The sequence below is a fragment of the Bradyrhizobium sp. CB82 genome, assembly GCF_029714405.1.
GTDB lineage: Bacteria > Pseudomonadota > Alphaproteobacteria > Rhizobiales > Xanthobacteraceae > Bradyrhizobium.
Genome location: NZ_CP121650.1, coordinates 7,410,392 through 7,431,487, shown reverse-complemented (window position 1 = coordinate 7,431,487; position 21,096 = coordinate 7,410,392). Strand labels below are relative to the sequence as shown.

Sequence of the window (21,096 nt, the reverse complement as noted above, 5' to 3'; positions counted from 1 at the left end):
CCATGATTGTACGCGACCAACATGGGTGACTGGCGATCCGGAATTGGCAATGACGCGACGTGACTATTTCAGGATTTTCATTGGATCGGCAACGCCAACTGCGAGATGCCCCGCATGCGCGTGGTGTCGCCGACACCTCCCATAAGCTTCCATAAGCTCGGCCCGTTCTCGGAGTCCATTGCGCGGTCATCCCGCGGTCGCTTCGATCTCGCTCTCTCTCGCCGCAAAGGAATTCAGATGAGGCATTTGTTTCAGCGTTGGATCTCGATCGCGGTCCTGTCGGTCGGTATTGTCTCGGTCGCGGTCGGAACTTCGTATGGACAGGACAAGGTGCTCCGCATCGGCTACCAGAAATACGGCAAGCTGGTGCTTCTGAAGAGCAAGGGCACGCTTGAGCCCAAGCTCGCCGCGGAAGGCTACAAGGTGGAGTGGACGGAATTCCCGTCTGGCCCGCCGCTGCTCGAAGCGCTCAATGTGGGCTCAATCGATTTCGGCAACACCGGCGAAGCCCCGCCCATCTTCGCGCAGGCCGCCGGCGCCCCAATCCGGTATGTCGCTTACGAGCCGCCGGCGCCAAGAGGCGAAGCCATCCTCGTGCCGAAGGATAGCCCGCTGAAATTGGTCGCCGAGCTCAGGGGCAAAAAGGTCGCTCTGAACAAGGGCTCCAACGTCCACTATCTGCTTGTAAAGGCGCTGGAGAAGGCCGGCGTCAATTATTCAGAGATTGAGCCGGTGTTTCTGGCGCCAGCCGATGCCCGCGCCGCCTTCGAGCGCGGCGCGGTCGATGCCTGGGTGATCTGGGATCCGTTCCAGGCCGCCGCCGAAGCCGCCACCGGCGCACGCACGCTCGCCGACGGCACCGACATCGTTGCCAACTATCAGTTCTATTTCTCTTCGAACAAGTTCCTCGACGCCAACCCAAAGATCATCGACGCTGTGCTCGCCGAGCTCAGCGCGGTCGACGATTGGGCCAAGGGCGACATCCACGCGGTGGCCGAGCAACTGGCGCCGGCGATCGGCCTGTCGGTCCCGGTGGTCGAGGTCGCCCTGAAGCGGCAGGCCTACGGCATCAAGCCGCTGTCTGACGCCGTCATCGCCGATCAGCAGCAGGTTGCCGACGCGTTCTTCGCGCTGGGCCTAATCCCCAAATCCATCAAGATTTCCTACGCGGCGCGGAGGCCAGGTTCATGAGTAAGACTACGAGCAAGCCGTCCAACGCCAACATCCTCTGGTTCCTGCCGACCCACGGCGACGGCCGCTATCTCGGCACCGGCATCGGCAGCCGCGAGGTCAATTTCAACTATCTGCGCCAGATCGCACAAGCGGCCGACCAGCTCGGCTATTACGGTGTGCTGCTGCCGACCGGGCGTTCTTGCGAGGATTCCTGGATCGTCGCCTCCAGCGTGGCGCCATTCACCGAGCGGCTGCGCTATCTCGTCGCTGTCAGGCCTGGCCTGCAATCGCCGAGCGTTGCGGCGCGCATGACATCGACACTCGACCGCATCTCGAATGGCCGGTTGCTCGTCAACGTCGTCACAGGCGGCGATCCCGTCGAGAACAAGGGAGACGGCATCTTTTTGGGCCATGACGAGCGTTACGAGGTCACGCGCGAATTCCTCAACGTCTATAGCGGCCTGCTCGGCGGCAAGACTGTCAACCACGACGGTAAGTACATCCGCATCGAGGATGGACGCCTCCTATTCGACCCCGTGCAGTCGCCGCGCCCGCCGCTCTATTTCGGCGGCTCATCCGATGCCGGCATCGACGTCGCGGTCGACACCGTCGACAAATATCTCACCTGGGGCGAGCCCCCTGCGCTGGTCGCCGAGAAGATCGCGAAGGTGACGGAGGTCGCTGCCTCCCGCGGCCGAAAACTCTCCTTCGGCATCCGCCTTCACGTGATTGTTCGCGAGACCAGTGAAGAGGCATGGCGGGCTGCCAACGAGCTGATCAAGCATGTCAGCGACGAGACCATCGCCACCGCGCAGAAGAACTTTGCTCGCATGGATTCGGTCGGCCAGCAACGCATGGCGCGGCTCCATGGCGGCAAGCGCGACAAGCTCGAGATCAGCCCGAACCTGTGGGCTGGTGTCGGCCTCGTGCGCGGCGGCGCCGGCACGGCCCTGGTGGGTGACGCCGAGACCGTCGCGGCTCGCATGAGAGAGTACCAGGATGTCGGCATCGATACCTTCATCATGTCGGGCTACCCGCATCTGGAGGAAGCCTATCGCTTTGCCGAGCTGATCTTCCCGCTGCTCTCGCTGGAGCAGCCCTCCAACGTCACGAGACTTCACTTCAACGGTGGTCCTTTCGGCGAGACGGTCGGCAGCGATTTCCGTCCGCAGCACAAGGTGTCGCAGTCATGGGCCTGATCGACAGCGCTTCATTGCCGCGCAGCTTTCGCCTGCCGCTGGCCGACGGTCTGATCCAGTGGATCGTGCCGCTCACCATCGTCGTGCTGTGGCAGCTCGCCTGCGTCAGCGGCTTCGTGCCGACACGGGTGCTGCCGGCGCCGAGCGACGTCGTTCTGGCGGGGTGGAAGCTGCTGCTCTCGGGCGAGCTCGTCAGCAACATCTGGGTCTCGTTCTGGCGCGCGTCGATCGGCTTCCTGATCGGCGGCAGCATCGGCTTCGCTTTCGGCCTTGCCAACGGCTTGTCGCAACTCTCCAGCAGGCTGACCGACACGACGCTCCAGATGGTGCGCAACGTGCCGCATCTGGCGCTGATCCCGCTGGTCATCCTGTGGTTCGGCATTGACGAGAGCGCAAAGCTGTTCCTGGTCGCGCTCGGCGTCTTCTTCCCGATCTACCTCAACACGCTGCATGGTATCCGCACCGTCGATCCCCAACTCATTGAGATGGGCCGCATCTACGGCATGAGCAACAGCGAATTGTTCCGCCGAGTGATCTTCCCGGGCGCGCTGCCCTCGATCTTCGTCGGCATCCGCTTCGCGCTCGGTATCATGTGGCTGACTCTGATCGTCGCGGAAACGATCGCCGCATCGTCGGGACTCGGCTATATGGCGATGCAGGCGCGCGAATTCATGTTGATCGATGTTGTCGTGCTCTCGATCCTTATCTACGCCCTGCTCGGCAAGCTCGCCGACAGCGCCTCCCGTGTGCTCGAGCGTCTGACGCTCTGCTGGCACCCCGCCTTCCAGAAACCCTGAGACTGACATGCAGACAGCCACTCGTACCATCCTGCCCGAGGCCGAGCTCGCGCCCCGCGTCGGCTTCGCTCCGCATGCCCGCGTCCTGCGCGACGTTCAACCCGCGCCATCTCGCGGTCTGCCGCTGAATATCCGCGGCCTGCGCAAATCGTTCGGCGACAACGAGGTGCTGCGCGGGATCGACCTACACATACCCGCGGGGCAGTTTGTCGCCATCGTGGGCAAAAGCGGCTGCGGCAAGAGCACACTGCTGCGACTGATCGCGGGCCTGGAACAGATCACGGCCGGCAGCATCAGCCTCGGCGAGATCGCGCGGCCCGAGGACGTCCGCGTGATTTTCCAGGAGCCGCGGCTGTTGCCGTGGGCGCGGGTGCTCGCGAATGTCGAGGTCGGCCTCGGCCGCGAATGCGCCGCGGCGGACGGGCGTGGCCGTGCCGAGAAGGCGCTGAGCGAAGTCGGCCTCGCGGACAAGCGCGATCAGTGGCCCTCGGTGCTGTCAGGGGGCCAGAAGCAGCGCGTGGCGCTCGCCCGTGCGCTGGTCTCCAGCCCTCGCGTGCTGGCCTTCGACGAGCCGCTCGGCGCGCTCGATGCGCTGACGCGCATCTCCATGCAGCGCTTGCTCGAGCGCGTCTGGCGCGACCAGGGTTTCACCGCGATCCTGGTGACGCATGACGTCGCCGAGGCGGTGGCGCTCGCCGATCGCGTGCTGGTGATCGAGGACGGGCGCATCGCGCATGACGTGGCCGTTAGCGTGCCGCGGCCGCGCGAACGCGGGTCAGTGGCCAATCTAGAAGGCTCGATCCTGCGCCACCTGCTCTTAGGCGATGTGCGAATTTAGGTACGACACACGATATCCAGCGAGTTCGCCATGAATGCCATCCTTCGTCCTCTCGTCACAGAACCCGGCGTGCCAGCCGCCGAATTCCGTAGCGCCATGCGACATCTGACCGGCGGCGTTAGCGTCATCACGGCCGGACGGGGCAGGGACATCACGGGCATGACGGTGACCTCGGTGACGTCGCTTTCGATCGATCCGCCGACGCTGATCGTCAACATCAATCGCGACGCCTCCTCGTTTCCGCTCATCAAGCGCCTCGGCGCCTTCGGCGTGAACGTCCTGAATGCCGATCAGCTTGACATTGCCGAGCGCTTTGCCGGCAAGGGCGGCCTGAAAGGTGTGGACCGATTTTGTGGCTCCAATTGGAACGCAAGCGCGTCGGGCACCCCGCTGCTCGTCGAAGCACTTGCCGCGATCGATTGCGAAGTCGAGGAGATCGTCGAGCGCCATTCACATGGTATCATCATCGGCCGCGTACGCGAGATCCGAAGTGCGGCCCGCAATGCGGCGCTCGCTTATTGGCACGGCCAGTACGTCGCGATCGATCACGAAGAGGATGCGATAAGGATGGCGCAAGTCAGCGTGCCCTCGCAAAGGCGTTCACGTCCCGGAAAGTAAGGGCAATCGGCGCGCGCCTGTTCTCATCGAGAATCGATCTGTTGCGCCACAAACGAAATTCTCGGTGGTATTTGGCTGGATCCGGAATTGACCGAAAGTCGCATGAGACTGATCGCCCAGAGAATAGAACACGACGTGCGCCGACGCATGGCGCCGCGCTGTTTCTCTGCGGCCACAGGCAATTGTTGCTGCTGCTGATCCTTTCCTAAGCACAAAACGCAGATTTGCAGGGACGCCGACATTCGGCGATCGAGTAGCCATGACCGAAGCTTATATCATCGAAATTAACAACCATACCGCTGGTATCGTCACTAGGGACAAGCGAGCCTTTCGCTTCTTCTCCTCAGAGCGTTTGTTCGACAGCCTGGAGGGGCGTGAGTTCCGTTCGGCGCGTGATGCGGAGCGCGCGGCACGCGCGTTGCTCTCCGAAAGGCCTCGCCCGCAGGGCTAACACTCTTGAAGTTTGGGGTAGGTCAAAGTGACCGGAGTGATCCGCGAACACAAAAATCGTTTCGTCGTTCGTCGGCGCAGCAATGGAGAGATTGACCTCGCCGCTCAACACATTCGAAATTCCATTTCATTGACGATACGCGAAACACGCAGCATCATTTTCGCATCGAACGATTACGGATGCGGGCATCAAACCCGAGATCGAGGTCTTCGATGCCGGACACGTCCGGCTCGCAAGGCATCTTCTGGAAACCGGAGCCCTGAAGCCGCCCGCCTTTTTTCAATTCTGTCTTGGCATGCCCTGGGGGCGCCGGCACGAGCCGACGTGCTCCAGCTCATGCGCAGCATGCTGCCGCTCGAAGCGGGCTGCAGTGCGATTCGGCATTTCGCACGATCAGTTCAAAATAGTCGCAGCGGCGTGCCAGCTCGGTTGGCATGTGCGAGCGGGTCTCGAGGACAATCTTTACATTGCAAAAGTCAAGCTTGCCGCGAGCAATGCTGACCTTGTCGAAGAGGCGGCGCGGATCGTGACGCGCCAAGGACCAAGACCGGCTTCCCCCACTGAAGCGAGAAAGATGTTACGTCGCATCTGACCCTGCTGGTCACGAAGGAGGTTCGAAACAGGAGGTTGATCGAAGCGTTTCCTCCGCCCTTCGCAAACTGGTGGATCTGCGGACGTGGTTTCGCACTCCTGATCGACGGCAACGAACTCTCAGTCACTGGCATGCCGCCATCAGTTCAGTGCGAGCAACCGCCGTCTTCGCCGCCAAGCTGCGTCACGAGCCAATCTGCAAAGGCCCGCACTGCCAATCTCTGCCGGCTGGCGCGCGGGTAGATTAAGCGGTGACCGACGTAGCGGATATCGTTTGCGCGGCCCGCCAAGGGAGCCACCAATCGTCCGCTGGCTAGTTCACGTTCCGCTAACAGCGTTGATTCCAACGCCACGCCCAATCCCTCAGCGGCCGTCGCAATCGCCAGAAAGCTCCGGTCGAATCTCATGCCGTGAAGGGCGGGGGCTTCCAATCCATTGGCGCCGAACCATTGGTGCCATTGAATCTGCTTCACGTCTGAACGGATGAGCGTCTGATCGACGAGATCCGCGGGCTTTCTTATGGACCTTGCGAGCGAGGGCGAACAGAGCGGAGTGACCGTCTCCTCCGGAAGAGGGACGATCTCGACGCCCTCCGCACGAGGCGGACCGTATACGATGTCGATGTCGAAATCATCATTGCTGAAGCGTGCGTAGTCCGTGCTCGCAGCCAGCCGAACTTCGAGCTTCGGGTAAGCGGCGAGAAATTGTGCGAGCCGTGGTGCTAGCCATTGCGCGGCAAAGCTCGGCGCGGAGTGGACGCGCACCAATTGCGGTCCGCGTGCGGCGACTTCCTCGAGGCCGCGGCGGAGCTGATCGAACGCGGCTCCGGTGTGACGCATCAGATTTTCGCCGGCCGGCGTGAGCCGCACGGAGCGCGCGCTGCGTTCGAACAGAACCGTGCGAAGCGTGGCCTCAAGCTTGCGGATGGCATGACTGACTGCACTCGGCGTCAGGTGAAGCTCATTCGCCGCATCGCGAAACGATCCGGTGCGGGCCGCGGCTTCAAAGGCACGAATTGCCGATATTGGGACATTCGACAGCATTCCATAAGTGAACCAGATTCATCGATCCGTGACAACTGTGCGCTTGTCCCTGGGCCGTCCGCGGGTCATTCCTAGCCTTGCCAAGGAAGAACAATATACGGGAGGGACTGATGCTGCTCAGCGGTAAGACGGCGATCATTTCGGGTGCGGCTTCGCCGCGCGGCATCGGGCTCGCTACTGCCCGGCGGTTCGCCGCCGAGGGTGCTCGGGTCGCCATTCTGGATATCGACGCCGGCGCTGCGGCCGATGCTGCGGCATCGCTTAGACAGTCCCACATCGGACTACGGTGCGACGTCGCCGACCAATCGTCCTGCGAGCAGGCGGTGGCGCGCGTGGTCGAAGCCTTCGGCGGCGTCGATGTCCTGATCAACAACGCCGGCATCACCCAGCCGGTGAAGCTCTTGGAAATTACGGCGGCCGATTGGGATCGCATCCAGGACGTCAATCTGAAGGGAGTCCTGTTCCTCTCCCAGGCCGTGATCCCGCACATGCGTACGCGCAAGTCCGGATCGATCGCCTGCATGTCGTCGGTTTCGGCGCAGCGTGGCGGCGGAATTTTCGGCGGCCCGCACTATTCGGCCGCGAAGGCCGGCGTGCTCGGCCTCGCCAAGGCGATGGCCCGCGAGTTCGGTCCAGACGGAATCCGCGTCAATTGCGTCACGCCGGGCCTGATCGGCACGGATATCACGGCGGGCAAGCTGAGCGACGAGATGAGGGCGAAGATACTGGAAGGCATTCCGCTCAATCGTCTCGGCACGGCTGAAGACGTCGCCGGGATCTACACCTTCCTGGCCTCGGATCTATCTGCCTACGTCACGGGTGCGGTCATCGACGTCAACGGCGGCATGCTTATCCACTGAGCGAGCGAGACAGGGTCCAGATCGATGAAAACGCCGACCAACACGCTTACCAACGCGCCCAAGCTGGCGGACCGCGCCTACAACATTCGCCGCAACGCGCTGCGCATGGGTGAAGTCCAGGGCCAAGGCTATATCGCACAGGCGCTGGACATCTCCGATGTTCTCGCCGTGGCTTACTTTCACGCGATGCGCTACCGGCCTGAAGATCCGACATGGGAGGGGCGGGACCGCTTTCTGCTCTCCAACGGGCACTATGCCATCGCCCTTTACGCTGCATTGATCGAGGCGGGAATTGTACCCGAAGAAGAACTCGAAACGTACGGAAGCGACGAGAGCCGCCTGCCGATGTCGGGCATGGCCTCCTACACGCCCGGAATGGAAATGTCGGGCGGCTCGCTCGGACTTGGGCTCAGCATCGCCGTCGGCATGGGCCTCGGGCTCAAGCGCAAGAAATCCGAGGCACGGGTCTACACCTTGTTCTCCGATGGCGAGCTTGACGAAGGCTCGGTCTGGGAGGCCATCCAGTCGGCAGGCCATTACAAGCTCGACAATCTGATAGGAATCGTCGACGTCAACAATCAGCAGGCGGACGGTCCTTCCACGCAGGTCATGGCCTTCGAGCCGCTGGTCGACAAGCTTCAGGCCTTCGGCTGGTTCGTGCAGCGCATCGACGGCAACGATCTCGATGCCGTGGTTGCCGCGTTCGATGCCGCCAAATCCCATTCCGAGCCCAAGCCGCGGATGATCATCGCCGATACGCTGATGGGGAAGGGGGTTCCTTTCCTCGAGCAACGCGAGAAGAACCATTTTATTCGCGTCGAGCAGCACGAATGGCAGCTCGCGCTGGCTGCGTTGGAAGCCGGGAGGTAGCTATGAAGACCGTCAGATCAGCACCGCAGCCGGGTAAGTCGCGCCTGACCACCTCCGCCATGATCGCATCGATCGCGGCCGAGGGACAGAAGACGAAACCGGCGCCTTTTGGGCACGCCCTCGTCGAGCTCGCACGCAGCCGCCCTGATGTGGTCGGCATGACGGCCGATCTCGGGAAATACACCGACCTGCACATCTTCGCGAAGGAATTTCCGGACCGCTACTACCAGATGGGTATGGCGGAACAGCTTCTGTTCGGCGCCGCTTCGGGCCTTGCCGCGGAAGGCTTCATGCCGTTCGCGACCACCTACGCCGTGTTCGCATCGCGGCGGGCTTACGATTTCATCCACCAGACGATTGCGGAGGAAGACCGCAACGTGAAGATCGTTTGCGCATTGCCCGGTCTGACCTCCGGCTATGGCCCCAGCCATCAGGCCGCAGAGGATCTGGCGCTATTTCGTGCGATGCCGAACATGACGGTCATCGATCCCTGCGATGCCCATGAAATCGAGCAGCTGGTGCCTGCCATCGCGGCGCATCAGGGGCCGGTCTACACCCGCCTTTTGCGCGGCCAGGTGCCGCTCGTTCTGGACGAATACAATTACAAGTTCGAGCTCGGGAAGGCCAAGCTGATCCGCGACGGGAAGGACGCCCTGGTGATCTCGTCCGGCATCATGACCATGCGTGCGCTCGAGGGGGCGCAAGCCTTGAAGGGCGACAGCGCCGATGTTGCGGTACTTCACGTTCCAACCATTAAGCCGCTGGACACTAAGACGATCTTGCGTGAAGCCGGCAAGCCGGGTCGCCTTGTCGTTGTTGCCGAAAACCACACCACAATCGGCGGACTTGGCGAGGCGATTGCCGCACTCTTGATGCGTTCAGGCGTTCATCCGCCTTTCCGCCAGATTGCGTTGCCGGACGAGTTTCTTGATGCCGGCGCACTCCCGACACTGCACGACCGCTATGGAATTTCCACCGCAGAGGTCGCAAGGCAGATCAAGCAGTGGCTTTAGCGCACCGGCGCTAAGCGCCAACCCAGCCAAGCCGAGGTGAGGAGCTAGGCTCGGCGCATATTGCGGCGGCGAGCGAGGGCTCCTGCCCGAATGCAAGCGGTCGTGAGCCGCTAAACGAAGAGCCGGAAGGTCGCAGGCCCGCGCAGGCTGATGCAGCCGGCACCAAGATCAATGCAGGAAACAGGAGGAAAACATGACTGTCTCGAAGCCCGGAAGCATCAGTCGTCGTTCGCTGTTGATGGCGGCCACGGCCGTGCCGCTCTGCGGGATTCTGACCCGTCCAGCGTCTGCCGCCGAGTTTGTCTACAAGTTCGCGACCGGACAGGATCCGACGCATCCGGTGAATGTCCGGGCACAGGAAGCGATCAATCGTATCCACGAAGCGACCAGCGGCCGGCTGGAGATCAGGCTGTTTCCGGCCAACCAGCTCGGCTCCGACACCGAGCTCATGACCCAAGTTCGCAGCGGTGGCGTCGAGTTCTTCAATCAATCATCCTCGATTCTTGCCACCCTGGTCCCGAGCGCGGGGATTGTGAACACCGGCTTCGCATTCGCCGACTACGACAGCGTTTGGAAGGCGATGGATGGCGACCTCGGCACCTATATTCGGGCGCAGATTGCCAAGACGCCAATCATGGCGGTGTCGAAGGCGTGGGACAATGGCTTTCGTCAGGTAACCTCGTCGGGCCGCGAGGTGCGTACGCCGGATGACCTGAAGAATTTCCAGATCCGCGTTCCGCCTGCGCCGCTGCTCACTTCGCTCTTCAAGGCGCTCGGCGCCGGGCCGACGTCGATCAACTTCAACGAGGTTTATTCCGCGCTGCAGACCAAGGTCGTCGATGGCCAAGAGAATCCGTTGCCCATCATCGCGACCGCGCGGCTCTATGAGGTGCAGAGCACATGCAGCCTGACGGGGCACGTCTGGGACGGCTACTGGATCCTCGGCAACAAGCGCGCCTTCGAGCGCCTGCCCAAGGACGTGCAGGAGATCGTGACACGCGAGCTTGACCGCTCCGCCATCGATCAGCGCGCCGACATCGCAAAGCTGAGCCAGTCATTGCGGACCGACCTCTCCGCCAAAGGTTTTAAGTTCATCGACATCGAGCGAGCCGCCTTCCGCCACGCCCTGTCGAAGACCAGCTTCTACGCCGACTGGAAGGGCAAGTTTGGCGAAGAGGCGTGGTCCCAGCTCGAAAAAGCCGCGGGCCAGCTATCATGACCAGCATCGGCCATACGCCGCATGTCGATGCCGGTATGGCGGCCGGCGCGTCGCAGGCAGGCCGGCGCCGTTGGGTGATAACGGCGAACACGGTGCTTGGTCATGTCGTCGCGGTCCCGGCAGCAATGCTCGTCCTGGCGGAGATCGCCGTGCTGTCCGCAGGCATCGTGGGCAGATACGTGTTCCGATCGCCGATCGTCTGGTCCGACGAGCTTGCTGGCATTCTCTTCCTCTGGCTCGCCATGCTCGGATCCGTGATTGCATTCCAGCGCGGCGAACACATGCGGATGACCGCCATCGTCGGCATTCTCAGTGCGGAAGTTCGCGCATTCCTGGACGTCGTCGCGGCCGCGGCGTCGCTGGCATTTCTCCTGCTTGTCGTCTGGCCGGCCTATGAATTCGCCGCAGACGAGGCATTCGTCACCACGCCGGCGCTCGAGATCGTCAATAGCTGGCGTGCTTCGGCTTTGCCGATCGGGATCGGATTGATGCTGATCGCAGCGATTCTCCGGCTGATCCGGATCGCGAGCCTGCGCAGCCTGCTGGCGTCCTTGGCGATCGTCGCGGGCATCATCGCGACGTTCGTTCTGCTGGCGCCGGTCTTGAAGCCGCTCGGCAATCTGAATCTTCTGATTTTCTTCGTTGTCGTGGTTGGCGCCATGGTCTTCGCGGCCGTGCCGATCGCGTTCGCGTTCGGCCTCGCCACGGTCGGCTATCTCGCCCTGACAACCAGCACGCCCGACGTGGTGATGATCGGACGCATGGATGAGGGCATGAGTCATCTGATCCTGCTCGCGGTGCCGCTCTTCGTCTTTCTCGGCCTTCTGATCGAGATGACGGGGATGGCCCGCGCCATGGTCAGCTTCCTGGCAAGCCTTCTGGGTCACGTGCGCGGCGGATTGCACTACGTCCTGGTCGGGGCGATGTACCTGGTCTCAGGCATCTCCGGGTCCAAGGCGGCGGACATGGCTGCCGTAGCTCCGGTGTTGTTTCCCGAGATGCGGCAACGCGGGGCCAAGCCTGGCGATCTCGTTGCGCTCCTGGCCGCAACGGGTGCGCAGACCGAGACCATCCCACCATCGCTTGTTCTGATCACGATCGGCTCGGTGACCGGTGTGTCGATCTCGGCGCTGTTCACGGGTGGGTTGCTCCCAGGCGTCGTGCTCGCGGTGATGCTCGCTGCGGTCGTCTGGTGGCGCTATCGCCGCGAGGACCTGTCCCACGTCAAGAGGGCGACGGGGCGGGAGATCGGCCGCGCCTTTGTCATCGCGATTCCTGCCATCGCGCTGCCATTCGTGATCCGGACCGCCGTCGTCGAAGGCGTTGCGACGGCAACGGAGGTCTCTACCATCGGCATTCTGTACTCGGCCTGCGCGGGTCTCTTCATCTATCGCCAGTTCGACTGGCGCCGCGTCTACCCGATGCTGGTCGAGACGGCTTCGCTGTCGGGAGCGATTTTGCTCATCATCGGCGCGGCAACAGGCATGGCCTGGGCGCTGACCCAATCGGGATTTTCCGCCTCTCTTGCCAAGTTCATGACGAGCCTTCCCGGCGGCGTCCCTGTCTTCCTGGCGGTGACGATCGTGACCTTCGTGATTCTGGGCAGTGTGCTGGAAGGGATCCCGGCGATCGTCCTCTTCGGACCGCTTCTGTTCCCGATCGCGCGACAGGTCGGTGTGCACGATGTCCACTATGCGATGGTGGTCGTTCTTGCGATGGGCATCGGCCTGTTCGCGCCGCCGTTCGGCGTCGGTTACTATGCGGCCTGCGCCATCAGCCGCATCAATCCGGACGAAGGCATGAAACCCATCGTGGGCTACATGATCGCACTCTTGATCGGCACACTGATTGTTGCCGCCGTGCCCTGGCTGTCGATCGGCTTCCTTTGACAACATGGCCGGACGCCTTGCGGGACAAACCCCGAGGCGCCTCGTCAGGCGAATTTCGGCGGATGCAGCGGCAGGCCCCACAAGGCATATCGATCTCTTCGACCCGGGCCTTGCCGACCTCAGTCACCCGCAGCCGGCCGTCGGTGTCGAAGGCCATTCCATCCGGCCCTTTGAAATCGGGATTGGCGTCCGGTTGGAGGACGTTCCCGAAAACTTCGCGCCTAGGCGATGACTCGCCGAGCACGTCATATCGATAGATTTCGCCGGTGAAGGACGCGTTGGCATAAAGGTGATTGTCGGGACCGAAAGCAATGCCGTTGGTAAAGCGAATCTTGCGATCGAGAACGCGCAGCACCTTCATCGCCGCCGGATCGATCTCATATACACGGCCGTCCCAATCGAGGTCCATATAGCCATCGACAAAGGCCTGGCCGTTGACGAAATCCTCGGCGGCCATGCCGGAATAGGTCATGTAGAGCAATCCGTTCGGGCCGAAGCAGAGGTCGTTCGGAAACAGAAAGCGCTCCGCGCCCTCGCCCTGGCATGCGCCGGACCTCCTTTCCGCCTTCGTCGATGCAGATCAGCGCTCGGCGGCCGGCTTCCGCGATCCAGATCGGCATCTGCCAGGTTTATCGCATTCGCAAGTCCCGCGACGAGCATGATGCCATCATGCAGGCGACCGAAGGCGACGGCGACGCCTCACGAACCAGGGGAGGCAAGCCGCTGGTGCGTTGGTAGACAGCGGGCGGTATCACGCTGTGTGCCCCTGTTGTACCCCGAGATTCACGGGGCACAGACGACGGGAGATGGTCCGGTAAGCTATTGATATTTCTTGTATTCTGGTGGGCGCACAAGGGATCGAACCTTGGACCTCTCCCGTGTGAAGGGAACGCTCTCCCGCTGAGCTATGCGCCCGGGACCATTGTGCCGGTCAGGCGGTTGGCCGACCGGCACGTCAGAGCCCGCGATTTAGAAGTGCGGGCCAAAGGTGTCAAGTTTGCAGGCGGCTACGGGCCTTAAAAACTATCCGCAGACTTCGCAAATCGGCTGCGAAAATCGCCTTTTTGGCTGCTCAAGCGCCCTGTTGACGGGCGCGGGAGGCGTGGGCCTGGAGTGCGCGGATGCGCTCTGCGAGCGTGCCGCCGCCCTCGGGCAGGCTGGTGGCGGCCGCGCCGTTGGCGCCATCGGCCGGGCGAGGGGCGGGCTTGGGCGCCTGGCCTGCTTCGGCCGCGAGCAACGCCTCGATCGGAGAGTTCGGGCCTTCGAGCTGCATCGCGAGCTTGGCCACCTCGGCGGCGATGTCGTTGATGCGCTCGCGCAGCAGCGCGTTTTCCATGCGCTCGGTCGCCCAGGAGCTCTCGGCCTGCTGCTGGATCGCGTTGATGTCGCGCTGAAGCTTTGCGCGCTCGTCGCGCGCGAGCTTGAGCTGCTCCTCGAGCGCGGCCTTCTCGCTGCGCAGCGCCTCGAGCGCCGGCGACTTGTTGCCGGCGCTCAAGCCGGCGATCTCGGTGCGCAACTCCTTGATGATGCGCTCGGCCGTCTCCTGGCCCTGGCGGAGCTGGTTGTTCTCGTAATCGCGCTCGGCGAGCAGCTTGCCTTGGGTTGCGAGCCGGCCCTCGAGATCGGCGACGCGGCCGGACAGCATCTCGGCTTCCTTGACTTGCCCGATGAGCTGGCGGTCGAGCTCGGTGACGCGCTGGCTCAGATTCTCGACGCGGCCGCGCGCGTCCGCGAGCTCGCGTGAGGCGGTCTCGGACTCCGAGCGCTCCTGCATCAGCCGCGCCTGTGTCGAGGCAAACTCCTTTTCGGCGTCGCCGACCCGATTTTTCAGCCGCTCGATCTGCGCCCGCACCGCGACCAGCTCGACCTGGCGGCTTTCCGCCATCGTCGAACGATCGGAGAGCTCATGGTTGATCTTGGCGAGCTCGCCCTGCTTGTCGGTCAACGCCTGCTCGGCAGTGCGCAGCGCCTCGGTCTTGGTGTTGAATTCCTCTTCGGTGGCGCGGAGCTGCTCCTTCAGCGCTTTCTCGCGCGCCTCCAGCGCGAAGATCGTGGCGTTCTTCTCGCCGAGCTCGATCTTCATGCGGTTGATGGCGTCGCTCTTCTTGCCGAGCTCGGCGAGCTGGCTCGTGGTCTTGCTCTTGAGCTGATCGACGCTCATCTCCAGTCGTCGTGCCGACATTGCGAATTCGGCGCGGAGCTGGTCCTTGTCGGCCTGGATCTCCGCCATCGACAGCGGCGTTGCCGCCTCGAGCCGGCGCGTGGTCAGGCGCACCGCGCGGTTATGCACCAGCGGAACGATCGCGAGCCCGCACAGCATCGACAGCAGGAAACCGATCGCGAGGTACATGATCGGTTCGACCATGAGCCAGAACTCCCAGAGACAAGGAAAAATTTACCAAGGACAATGCCATGGCGGGCCGGCGAAAAGCCAGCCCCGGCCCGTCGTTAACGTGAATCGATAGCCGACGGAGAAGCGGAATCCTGGAACGCGATGGCTCCCCGCAAGCGAAAGACCTGTTCGCAACGGCGCCATCTCATCCCGCGTGCCGCGACGATGCAGTGATGCCGCTGATTTGCCCGACGTGTCAAACAGTTCCGTACGACGCGCAATGCATCGCCGCCGGTCACCGGCTCCTTTGCATGGGGTTGTTTTCGATATTTTTGTCGCCGGCAGCGGGCGAGCCGTCTAGAACGGGTTCCAGGTCGCGCGCGGGGTGTATTTCAGGTAGCCGATATTGGCCCCGAGCCGCAGACCGATGCCGGACCGGATCGGCACCAGCACGATGTTGTTGGCGGTCAGCGCCGTCATGCCGAAGCCGCCGATGATGTAGGCGGAGCCGTCGATGCCGGCGAAGCGCTGATAGATCGCGTTGGTGGCGGGCAGGTTGTAGACCAGCGTCATGGTGCGCGCGCCGTCGCCGCCCCAGTCGAAGCCGAGCGAGGGGCCCTGCCAGTAGACCCTGAGGTCGCCGGCGTTCTTGGTGTAGAGCGTGCCTTCGCCATAGCGCAGGCCCGCGACGAAGGCGCCGGAACCTTCCTCACCCAGGATGTAGCCGTTGGGCAGGCCCCATTGGCTGACCGCTTTCTCGATGATCGAGGCGAGACCGCGCGAGACGTTGCCGAAGAAGCGGTGCCCGGCGCCGACGAGTTCGTCCGGCCCATAGGTGTTGGGCGTCGGGGTCCGCTGCGGCGGCGGCAGGTTGGGCGGCGGCGCCTGCTGCGCGGCGGCCGGCACGATCCAGCCCACCATCGCGGCAACTGCGACCGCGGCGAGGCGTGATGCGAAAGTCATAAAAGAACCCCTGGTATCGAATCCGGTCGCACCCTTAACCTGACGCCAACAGGCGAGGGCTAGGTTGCGCCGATGTCCCCTCGACTCGGATGTTATCCGCAGCAACTATGACGGCACAACGGCAGGAAGATAGCCCCTTGCGCCCCGGAATTGCCTTGATCGGCCTTCTGGCCGGACTTTGGTTCACCTTTCACGGCCCGGCCATCGAGGCCGCCACCACCGAGCGGATCGTAATCAACCGCTTCTCGGGGGTGGCTATCGAGGGGTTCGACCCCGTGGCCTATTTCGTTGACGGCGGGGCCGTCCAGGGCACCGCCGAGTTCGAGGCAAGCCTGTGGGGGGCGGTCTGGCGGTTCCGTAACGAGGGCAACCGCGCGGAATTTTTGGCCCATCCCGAGGTCTATGGACCGCAATTCGGCGGCTATGATCCCACCGATATCGCTCGCGGCGTCGTCATCGCCGGCAATCCGCGCTTCTTCGTGGTCTCGGCCCAGCGGCTCTATCTGTTCAGCCGGGAGGACAGTCGCGACGCCTTTGCCGCCAATCCCGAGCGTTTCCTTGACGAGGTCGGCAAGCGCTGGCCCGCGCTCCAGGAGCAGCTCAGCCAGTAGGAAGGCAGGCGCCTTTCGGGTCGCCCCAGGCGATGAACTCCGGGACGATGAAGCCTTCACGCCTCTCGCCAAACCGGAGTTCGCCACCCTTGCCGTCGGTGACCTTGCCGCCGGCGGCGGTGACCACGGCACAGCCGGCCCCGACGTCCCATTCCGAGGTCGGTCCGAGGCGGGGATAGATGTCGGCGCTGCCTTCGGCGATACGGCCGAACTTGACCGCCGATCCCGCCGTGTGCCTGACCGCACCGGGCCGACCGGCAATGAAGGCTTCGCTCCTGGCATCGCCGTGCGAGCGGCTGACCGCGGCGACCCAGGGCTCGCCGGGCTTCGGCAGCTTTCGCGTCCGGATCGGCTCGGCGCTTCCGATGATAGCGCCATCAAACGTCACACGCTCCGCGCCGTGCCCGACGATGCCGCGCCAGAGCAGGCCAAGCGCGGGCGCGCTGACGATGCCGAGCAACGCCACGCCGTCGGTGATGATGGCGAGATTGACGGTGAACTCGTCGCGGCCGGCGACGAACTCCTTGGTGCCGTCCAGCGGATCGACCAGGAAGAAACTGCCCTGGAAAGGCGGCGTCGCAAGCTGAGCGCGCTCTTCCGACAGGGTCGGCACGTCGGCCGCGAGCAGCGAAAGCCCCTCGCCGATGATGCGGTCGGCGGCGAGGTCCGCTTCGGTGACCGGCGAGCCGTCCTGCTTGCCATCGACCCGCATCGCGGCCCGATTGACGGCGAGGATCGCTTCGCCTGCCTTCAGCACCAGCGCAGTCAACGGCTCCATCAGGCTCAGGGCAGTCGGCCCATCAATGCGCCCCTTCACCTGCATGCCTCATTCATCGGCAACCTCGTTCGCCTTGAGTTGATTCGCGTCCATATGGCCGCTTCGAGCCTATCGCAAGCGCTAGCTGCAACGGGGGTGCGAATGTTAGAACCAGGGCCAATTCTAGGGCACGCGTGATTCGCCGCCTTCTGCCGTGCAATTCCAGGAACCATCGATGTCTGGCACCTCGTCACCCGGTACCGCTACTGCTCCCGATATGCTCGAACTCGCGGCGCTTCTGTGCTCGCGGGTTTGTCACGACCTCATCAGCCCTGTCGGCGCCATCGTCAACGGCCTCGAGGTGCTGGATGACGATCCCAAGCCCGAAGATCGTGAATTCGCGCTCGATCTGATCCGCAAGAGCGCCAAGACGGCATCGGCGCGGCTGCAATTCTGCCGGCTCGCCTTCGGCGCGGCCGGATCGTCCGGCGCGCAGATCGATCTCGGTGACGCGCAAAACATGGCGCGCGGCCACATCGAGGACGGCAAGTGCACGATCACCTGGAATCTGCCGCGGCTGCTGTTGCCGAAGAACCGCGTCAAGCTGCTGCTCAACATGCTGGTGATCGCGCAGCATACGATCCCGCGTGGCGGCATGCTGAAGGTCGATCCGATCGGCGACGGCGAGACCATGAGCTTTCGCGTCACCGCCACCGGACACAATGCGCGCCTGCCGCAGAACATCGCCGAGCTACTCAGCGGCGAGCGCGGACCCGCCGCGGACGCGCACGCGATCCAGCCTTATTATACGCGGCTGTTGGCACAGGCCTGCGGGCTCACCGTGAAGCTCGCGCCAGAGGGCGAGGCGATAACTGTTACGGCTTCGTAAACGGCAACCGCACAGCACTCCTTAATCAAAGCTTTACAAGGCGCTTCGAAATCTTCGAAGCGCCTTGTCTCTTTGTTGGTCCCGTTCTTTTGCACTTACTCAACCAATATTAAACGCTTTGCGGTGAAGCTGGCCCCATTCTGAAAGACGCACATGTGCGCCCTCCCTTATGAAGGCCTGTTTTCCATGGATGATCTGTTGCGGGAGTTTTTGACGGAGACCAGCGAGAGCCTGGACACCGTCGACAATCAGCTGGTGAAGTTCGAGCAGGAGCCGAACAACGCCAAGATCCTGGATAACATCTTCCGCCTCGTCCACACCATCAAGGGTACCTGCGGCTTTCTGGGCTTGCCGCGGCTCGAAGCGCTGGCGCATGCCGGCGAGACCTTGATGGGCAAATTCCGCGACGGCATGCCGGTGACCGCCGAGGCGGTGACGGTGATCCTGTCGTCGATCGATCGCATCAAGGAGATTCTGGCCGGGCTCGAGGCGACCGAAGCCGAGCCCGAGGGCACCGACCGCGACCTCATCGACAAGCTGGAAGCGATGGTCGAGCAGGGCATGGCGGCGATGTCCGGCTCGGCGCAGCCGATGCCGACAGGTGGCGCCGCAGCGGTTGCCGACGCGCCGCCGCTGGCGCCGGAAGCCCCGGCCGCGCCCGCCAAAGAGACGACCCAGGGCACGCTGATCGAGCAGACGCTGGAGCGCCCGTTGCGTCCGGGCGAGGTCTCGCTCGACGAGCTCGAGCGCGCCTTCCGCGAGACCGCGATCGAGGTGCCGGTGCCGGCGGCTGCTGCTGTCGCCGCGCCCGCCGCGAAGGACGCTGCAAAATCCGCCAGGGAAGCCAAACCCTCGCCGAAGAAATCGATGGCGGACGAGGCCGTCACCGAAGGCGACCGCGTCGCCAACCAGTCGATCCGCGTCAACGTGGATACGCTGGAGCATCTGATGACCATGGTCTCCGAGCTGGTCCTGACCCGCAACCAGCTGCTCGAGATCTCCCGCCGCAACGAGGACACCGAGTTCAAGGTGCCGTTGCAGCGCCTCTCCAACGTCACCGCCGAGCTGCAGGAGGGCGTCATGAAGACGCGCATGCAGCCGATCGGCAATGCCTGGCAGAAGCTGCCGCGCATCGTCCGCGACCTGTCGAGCGAACTCGGCAAGCAGATCGAGCTGGAGATGCACGGCGCCGACACCGAGCTCGACCGCCAGGTGCTCGACCTGATCAAGGATCCGCTCACCCACATGGTGCGCAACTCCGCCGACCACGGCCTGGAGACCCCGGCCGAGCGCCTGGCGAGCGGCAAGGGCGAGCAGGGCACCATCCGGCTGTCCGCCTATCACGAGGGCGGCCACATCATCATCTGCATCGCCGACAACGGCCGCGGCCTCAACACCGAGAGGATCAAGGCCAAGGCGCTCTCTAGCGGTCTCGTCAGCGAGGCCGAGCTGGAGAAGATGAGCGAAGCGCAGATCCACAAGTTCATCTTCGCGCCGGGCTTCTCGACCGCGGCCGCCATCACCTCGGTCTCGGGCCGCGGCGTCGGCATGGACGTGGTGCGCACCAATATCGACCAGATCGGCGGCACCATCGACATCAAGAGCGTCGCCGGCGAGGGCTCGTCCGTCACCATCAAGATCCCGCTGACGCTGGCCATCGTCTCCGCCCTGATCGTGGAGGCCGGCGGCGACCGCTTTGCGATTCCCCAGCTCTCGGTGGTCGAGCTCGTCCGTGCCCGCGCCAACTCCGAGCACCGCATCGAGCGCATCAAGGACACCGCGGTGCTGCGGCTGCGCAACAAGCTGCTGCCGCTGATCCACCTCAAGAAGCTTTTGAAGATCGACGACGGCGCCGCCAGCGATCCCGAGAACGGCTTCATCGTGGTGACGCAGGTCGGCAGCCAGACCTTCGGCATCGTGGTCGACGGCGTGTTCCACACCGAAGAAATCGTCGTCAAGCCGATGTCGACCAAACTGCGTCACATCGACATGTTCTCCGGCAACACCATCCTGGGCGATGGCGCGGTCATCATGATCATCGACCCCAACGGCATTGCCAAGGCGCTCGGCGCCTCCGGCTCCTCGGCCCATGACATGGCCGACGAGAATGCCGCCCATCACATCGGCTCGGGCGAGCAGACCACCTCGCTGCTGGTGTTCCGCGCCGGCTCGTCCCAGCCCAAGGCGGTCCCGCTCGGCCTCGTCACGCGCCTCGAGGAGCTGCCGGCCGAGAAGATCGAGTTCTCAAACGGCCGCTACATGGTGCAGTACCGCGAGCAGCTGATGCCGCTGGTCGCCATGGAGGGCGTCACCATCGCGAGCCAGGGCGCCCAGCCGATCCTGGTGTTTGCCGATGACGGCCGCTCGATGGGCCTCGTCGTCGACGAGATCATCGACATCGTCGAGGAACGCCTCAACATCGAGGTCGGCGGCTCCGGCGCCGGCATTCTGGGCTCGGCCGTGATCAAGGGCCAGGCCACCGAGGTGATCGACGTCGGCCACTTCCTGCCGATGGCCTTTGCCGACTGGTTCACCCGCAAGGAGATGAAGCCGTCGATGCATTCGCAGGCGGTGCTCTTGGTCGACGACTCGGCCTTCTTCCGCAACATGCTGGCCCCCGTGCTGAAGGCGGCCGGCTACCGCGTCCGCACCGCGCCGACCGCGCAGGAGGGCCTTGCCGCGCTGCGCGCGCAGAGCTTCGACGTCGTGCTGACCGACATCGAGATGCCCGACATGAACGGGTTCGAGTTCGCCGAAACCATCCGCTCCGACCACAATCTCGGCGCGATGCCGATCATCGGGCTCTCGGCGCTGGTCTCGCCGGCGGCGATCGAGCGTGGCCGGCAGGCCGGCTTCCACGACTATGTCGCCAAGTTCGATCGTCCCGGTCTGATCGCGGCGCTGAAGGAACAGACGGCCGGTGCCGCCGGCGCCTCCGAGCTGAGCCGGGCGGCCGCCTAAGGGATAGGGAGGGGATACGACA

The 21,096-nt window shown here is 63.7% G+C and carries 21 protein-coding genes and 1 tRNA gene; 15 read left to right on the top strand and 7 right to left on the bottom strand.

Annotation, left to right across the window (positions count from 1 at the left end):
- Positions 1-237: 237 nt before the first annotated feature.
- The 6 genes from QA640_RS35925 (at position 238) to QA640_RS35900 (ending at position 5,076) form a co-directional block, all read left to right on the top strand.
- Positions 238-1,191 carry a sulfonate ABC transporter substrate-binding protein gene (locus QA640_RS35925; protein ID WP_283037514.1) on the top strand — a complete coding sequence of 318 codons (954 nt, stop codon included), beginning with the start codon at positions 238-240 and terminating at the stop codon, positions 1,189-1,191.
- The gene (ssuD, locus tag QA640_RS35920) at positions 1,188-2,372 is read left to right on the top strand and encodes an FMNH2-dependent alkanesulfonate monooxygenase (protein ID WP_283037513.1); all 1,185 of its coding nucleotides are present in this window, start codon (positions 1,188-1,190) and stop codon (positions 2,370-2,372) included. Before QA640_RS35925 ends, ssuD begins: the two co-directional genes overlap by 4 nt.
- A complete protein-coding gene (gene ssuC / locus QA640_RS35915) occupies positions 2,363-3,169 on the top strand; it encodes an aliphatic sulfonate ABC transporter permease SsuC (protein WP_283037512.1) in 807 nt (268 codons plus the stop codon). Before ssuD ends, ssuC begins: the two co-directional genes overlap by 10 nt.
- A 7-nt stretch (positions 3,170-3,176) precedes the next feature.
- A complete protein-coding gene (locus tag QA640_RS35910; RefSeq protein WP_283037511.1) occupies positions 3,177-4,007 on the top strand; it encodes an ATP-binding cassette domain-containing protein in 831 nt (276 codons plus the stop codon).
- Positions 4,008-4,037: 30 nt separating this feature from the next.
- Positions 4,038-4,625 carry a flavin reductase family protein gene (locus QA640_RS35905; RefSeq protein WP_283037510.1) on the top strand — a complete coding sequence of 196 codons (588 nt, stop codon included), beginning with the start codon at positions 4,038-4,040 and terminating at the stop codon, positions 4,623-4,625.
- Positions 4,626-4,884: 259 nt separating this feature from the next.
- Entirely contained in the window at positions 4,885-5,076 is a 192-nt protein-coding gene (locus QA640_RS35900; protein WP_283037509.1) for a hypothetical protein, read from the top strand.
- 154 nt (positions 5,077-5,230) lie between these two features.
- Here the strand turns inward: QA640_RS35900 and QA640_RS35895 are convergent, their stop codons facing one another.
- On the bottom strand, positions 5,231-5,392 hold the full coding sequence (locus QA640_RS35895) for a hypothetical protein (RefSeq protein ID WP_283037508.1): 162 nt from the start codon (positions 5,390-5,392) through the stop codon (positions 5,231-5,233).
- A 421-nt stretch (positions 5,393-5,813) separates the two neighbouring features.
- Entirely contained in the window at positions 5,814-6,710 is an 897-nt protein-coding gene (locus QA640_RS35890) for a LysR substrate-binding domain-containing protein (RefSeq protein WP_283037507.1), read from the bottom strand.
- A 110-nt stretch (positions 6,711-6,820) separates the two neighbouring features.
- On the opposite strand from QA640_RS35890, the gene QA640_RS35885 reads away from it, so the two are divergent.
- From QA640_RS35885 to QA640_RS35865, 5 genes are all read left to right on the top strand, one after another.
- Positions 6,821-7,570, top strand: a complete 750-nt coding sequence (locus QA640_RS35885) for a glucose 1-dehydrogenase (RefSeq protein ID WP_283037506.1) — start codon at positions 6,821-6,823, stop codon at positions 7,568-7,570.
- Between the two features lie 24 nt (positions 7,571-7,594).
- Positions 7,595-8,440 carry a transketolase gene (locus tag QA640_RS35880; RefSeq protein WP_283037505.1) on the top strand — a complete coding sequence of 282 codons (846 nt, stop codon included), beginning with the start codon at positions 7,595-7,597 and terminating at the stop codon, positions 8,438-8,440.
- Positions 8,441-8,442: 2 nt separating this feature from the next.
- On the top strand, positions 8,443-9,453 hold the full coding sequence (locus QA640_RS35875; protein WP_283037504.1) for a transketolase family protein: 1,011 nt from the start codon (positions 8,443-8,445) through the stop codon (positions 9,451-9,453).
- Positions 9,454-9,646: 193 nt separating this feature from the next.
- Positions 9,647-10,672, top strand: coding sequence for a TRAP transporter substrate-binding protein (locus tag QA640_RS35870; protein WP_283037503.1), 1,026 nt, complete (start codon positions 9,647-9,649; stop codon positions 10,670-10,672).
- Entirely contained in the window at positions 10,669-12,561 is a 1,893-nt protein-coding gene (locus QA640_RS35865; RefSeq protein WP_283037502.1) for a TRAP transporter large permease subunit, read from the top strand. Before QA640_RS35870 ends, QA640_RS35865 begins: the two co-directional genes overlap by 4 nt.
- Here the strand turns inward: QA640_RS35865 and QA640_RS35860 are convergent.
- On the bottom strand, positions 12,455-13,033 hold the full coding sequence (locus tag QA640_RS35860) for an SMP-30/gluconolactonase/LRE family protein (protein WP_283037501.1): 579 nt from the start codon (positions 13,031-13,033) through the stop codon (positions 12,455-12,457). The genes QA640_RS35865 and QA640_RS35860 overlap by 107 nt on opposite strands.
- A 101-nt stretch (positions 13,034-13,134) precedes the next feature.
- Here QA640_RS35860 and QA640_RS35855 point away from each other — a divergent pair, with 101 nt between their 5' ends.
- Positions 13,135-13,299: a hypothetical protein gene (locus QA640_RS35855; protein ID WP_283037500.1), complete on the top strand. Its 165-nt coding sequence runs from the start codon at positions 13,135-13,137 to the stop codon at positions 13,297-13,299.
- A 102-nt stretch (positions 13,300-13,401) separates the two neighbouring features.
- On the opposite strand, the gene QA640_RS35850 is transcribed toward QA640_RS35855, so the two are convergent.
- The 3 genes from QA640_RS35850 to QA640_RS35840 all read right to left on the bottom strand — a co-directional run bounded on the left by QA640_RS35850 (position 13,402) and on the right by QA640_RS35840 (position 15,856).
- A tRNA-Val gene (locus QA640_RS35850) sits at positions 13,402-13,476 on the bottom strand.
- A gap of 157 nt (positions 13,477-13,633) precedes the next feature.
- Complete coding sequence (locus QA640_RS35845; RefSeq protein ID WP_283037499.1) at positions 13,634-14,926, bottom strand: hypothetical protein; 1,293 nt, start codon at positions 14,924-14,926, stop codon at positions 13,634-13,636.
- 324 nt (positions 14,927-15,250) lie between these two features.
- A complete protein-coding gene (locus tag QA640_RS35840) occupies positions 15,251-15,856 on the bottom strand; it encodes a DUF1134 domain-containing protein (protein ID WP_283037498.1) in 606 nt (201 codons plus the stop codon).
- Positions 15,857-15,993: 137 nt separating this feature from the next.
- Between QA640_RS35840 and QA640_RS35835 the strand changes: the two genes are divergently transcribed.
- On the top strand, positions 15,994-16,467 hold the full coding sequence (locus QA640_RS35835) for a YHS domain-containing (seleno)protein (protein ID WP_283037497.1): 474 nt from the start codon (positions 15,994-15,996) through the stop codon (positions 16,465-16,467).
- Here QA640_RS35835 and QA640_RS35830 read toward each other — a convergent pair.
- The gene (locus QA640_RS35830; RefSeq protein ID WP_283037496.1) at positions 16,457-17,290 is read right to left on the bottom strand and encodes a 3'(2'),5'-bisphosphate nucleotidase CysQ; all 834 of its coding nucleotides are present in this window, start codon (positions 17,288-17,290) and stop codon (positions 16,457-16,459) included. The two genes, QA640_RS35835 and QA640_RS35830, sit on opposite strands and share 11 nt — an antisense overlap.
- Positions 17,291-17,459: 169 nt before the next feature.
- On the opposite strand from QA640_RS35830, the gene QA640_RS35825 reads away from it, so the two are divergent.
- On the top strand, positions 17,460-18,113 hold the full coding sequence (locus tag QA640_RS35825; RefSeq protein ID WP_254103655.1) for a histidine phosphotransferase ChpT: 654 nt from the start codon (positions 17,460-17,462) through the stop codon (positions 18,111-18,113).
- A gap of 186 nt (positions 18,114-18,299) precedes the next feature.
- A complete protein-coding gene (locus tag QA640_RS35820; protein WP_283042984.1) occupies positions 18,300-21,074 on the top strand; it encodes a hybrid sensor histidine kinase/response regulator in 2,775 nt (924 codons plus the stop codon).
- The last annotated feature ends 22 nt before the right edge of the window (positions 21,075-21,096 follow it).

Excerpts from the sequence above, each read along its gene's own strand:
- QA640_RS35925 (WP_283037514.1), top strand. The coding sequence starts at position 238 with ATGAGGCATTTGTTTCAGCGTTGGATCTCGATCGCGGTCCTGTCGGTC.
- ssuD (WP_283037513.1), top strand. The coding sequence starts at position 1,188 with ATGAGTAAGACTACGAGCAAGCCGTCCAACGCCAACATCCTCTGGTTC.
- ssuC (WP_283037512.1), top strand. The coding sequence starts at position 2,363 with ATGGGCCTGATCGACAGCGCTTCATTGCCGCGCAGCTTTCGCCTGCCG.
- QA640_RS35910 (WP_283037511.1), top strand. The coding sequence starts at position 3,177 with ATGCAGACAGCCACTCGTACCATCCTGCCCGAGGCCGAGCTCGCGCCC.
- QA640_RS35905 (WP_283037510.1), top strand. The coding sequence starts at position 4,038 with ATGAATGCCATCCTTCGTCCTCTCGTCACAGAACCCGGCGTGCCAGCC.
- QA640_RS35900 (WP_283037509.1), top strand. The coding sequence starts at position 4,885 with ATGACCGAAGCTTATATCATCGAAATTAACAACCATACCGCTGGTATC.
- QA640_RS35890 (WP_283037507.1), bottom strand. The coding sequence starts at position 6,710 with ATGCTGTCGAATGTCCCAATATCGGCAATTCGTGCCTTTGAAGCCGCG.
- QA640_RS35885 (WP_283037506.1), top strand. The coding sequence starts at position 6,821 with ATGCTGCTCAGCGGTAAGACGGCGATCATTTCGGGTGCGGCTTCGCCG.
- QA640_RS35880 (WP_283037505.1), top strand. The coding sequence starts at position 7,595 with ATGAAAACGCCGACCAACACGCTTACCAACGCGCCCAAGCTGGCGGAC.
- QA640_RS35875 (WP_283037504.1), top strand. The coding sequence starts at position 8,443 with ATGAAGACCGTCAGATCAGCACCGCAGCCGGGTAAGTCGCGCCTGACC.
- QA640_RS35870 (WP_283037503.1), top strand. The coding sequence starts at position 9,647 with ATGACTGTCTCGAAGCCCGGAAGCATCAGTCGTCGTTCGCTGTTGATG.
- QA640_RS35865 (WP_283037502.1), top strand. The coding sequence starts at position 10,669 with ATGACCAGCATCGGCCATACGCCGCATGTCGATGCCGGTATGGCGGCC.
- QA640_RS35860 (WP_283037501.1), bottom strand. The coding sequence starts at position 13,033 with ATGACCTATTCCGGCATGGCCGCCGAGGATTTCGTCAACGGCCAGGCC.
- QA640_RS35855 (WP_283037500.1), top strand. The coding sequence starts at position 13,135 with ATGCAGATCAGCGCTCGGCGGCCGGCTTCCGCGATCCAGATCGGCATC.
- QA640_RS35845 (WP_283037499.1), bottom strand. The coding sequence starts at position 14,926 with ATGGTCGAACCGATCATGTACCTCGCGATCGGTTTCCTGCTGTCGATG.
- QA640_RS35840 (WP_283037498.1), bottom strand. The coding sequence starts at position 15,856 with ATGACTTTCGCATCACGCCTCGCCGCGGTCGCAGTTGCCGCGATGGTG.
- QA640_RS35830 (WP_283037496.1), bottom strand. The coding sequence starts at position 17,290 with ATGCAGGTGAAGGGGCGCATTGATGGGCCGACTGCCCTGAGCCTGATG.
- QA640_RS35825 (WP_254103655.1), top strand. The coding sequence starts at position 17,460 with ATGTCTGGCACCTCGTCACCCGGTACCGCTACTGCTCCCGATATGCTC.
- QA640_RS35820 (WP_283042984.1), top strand. The coding sequence starts at position 18,300 with ATGGATGATCTGTTGCGGGAGTTTTTGACGGAGACCAGCGAGAGCCTG.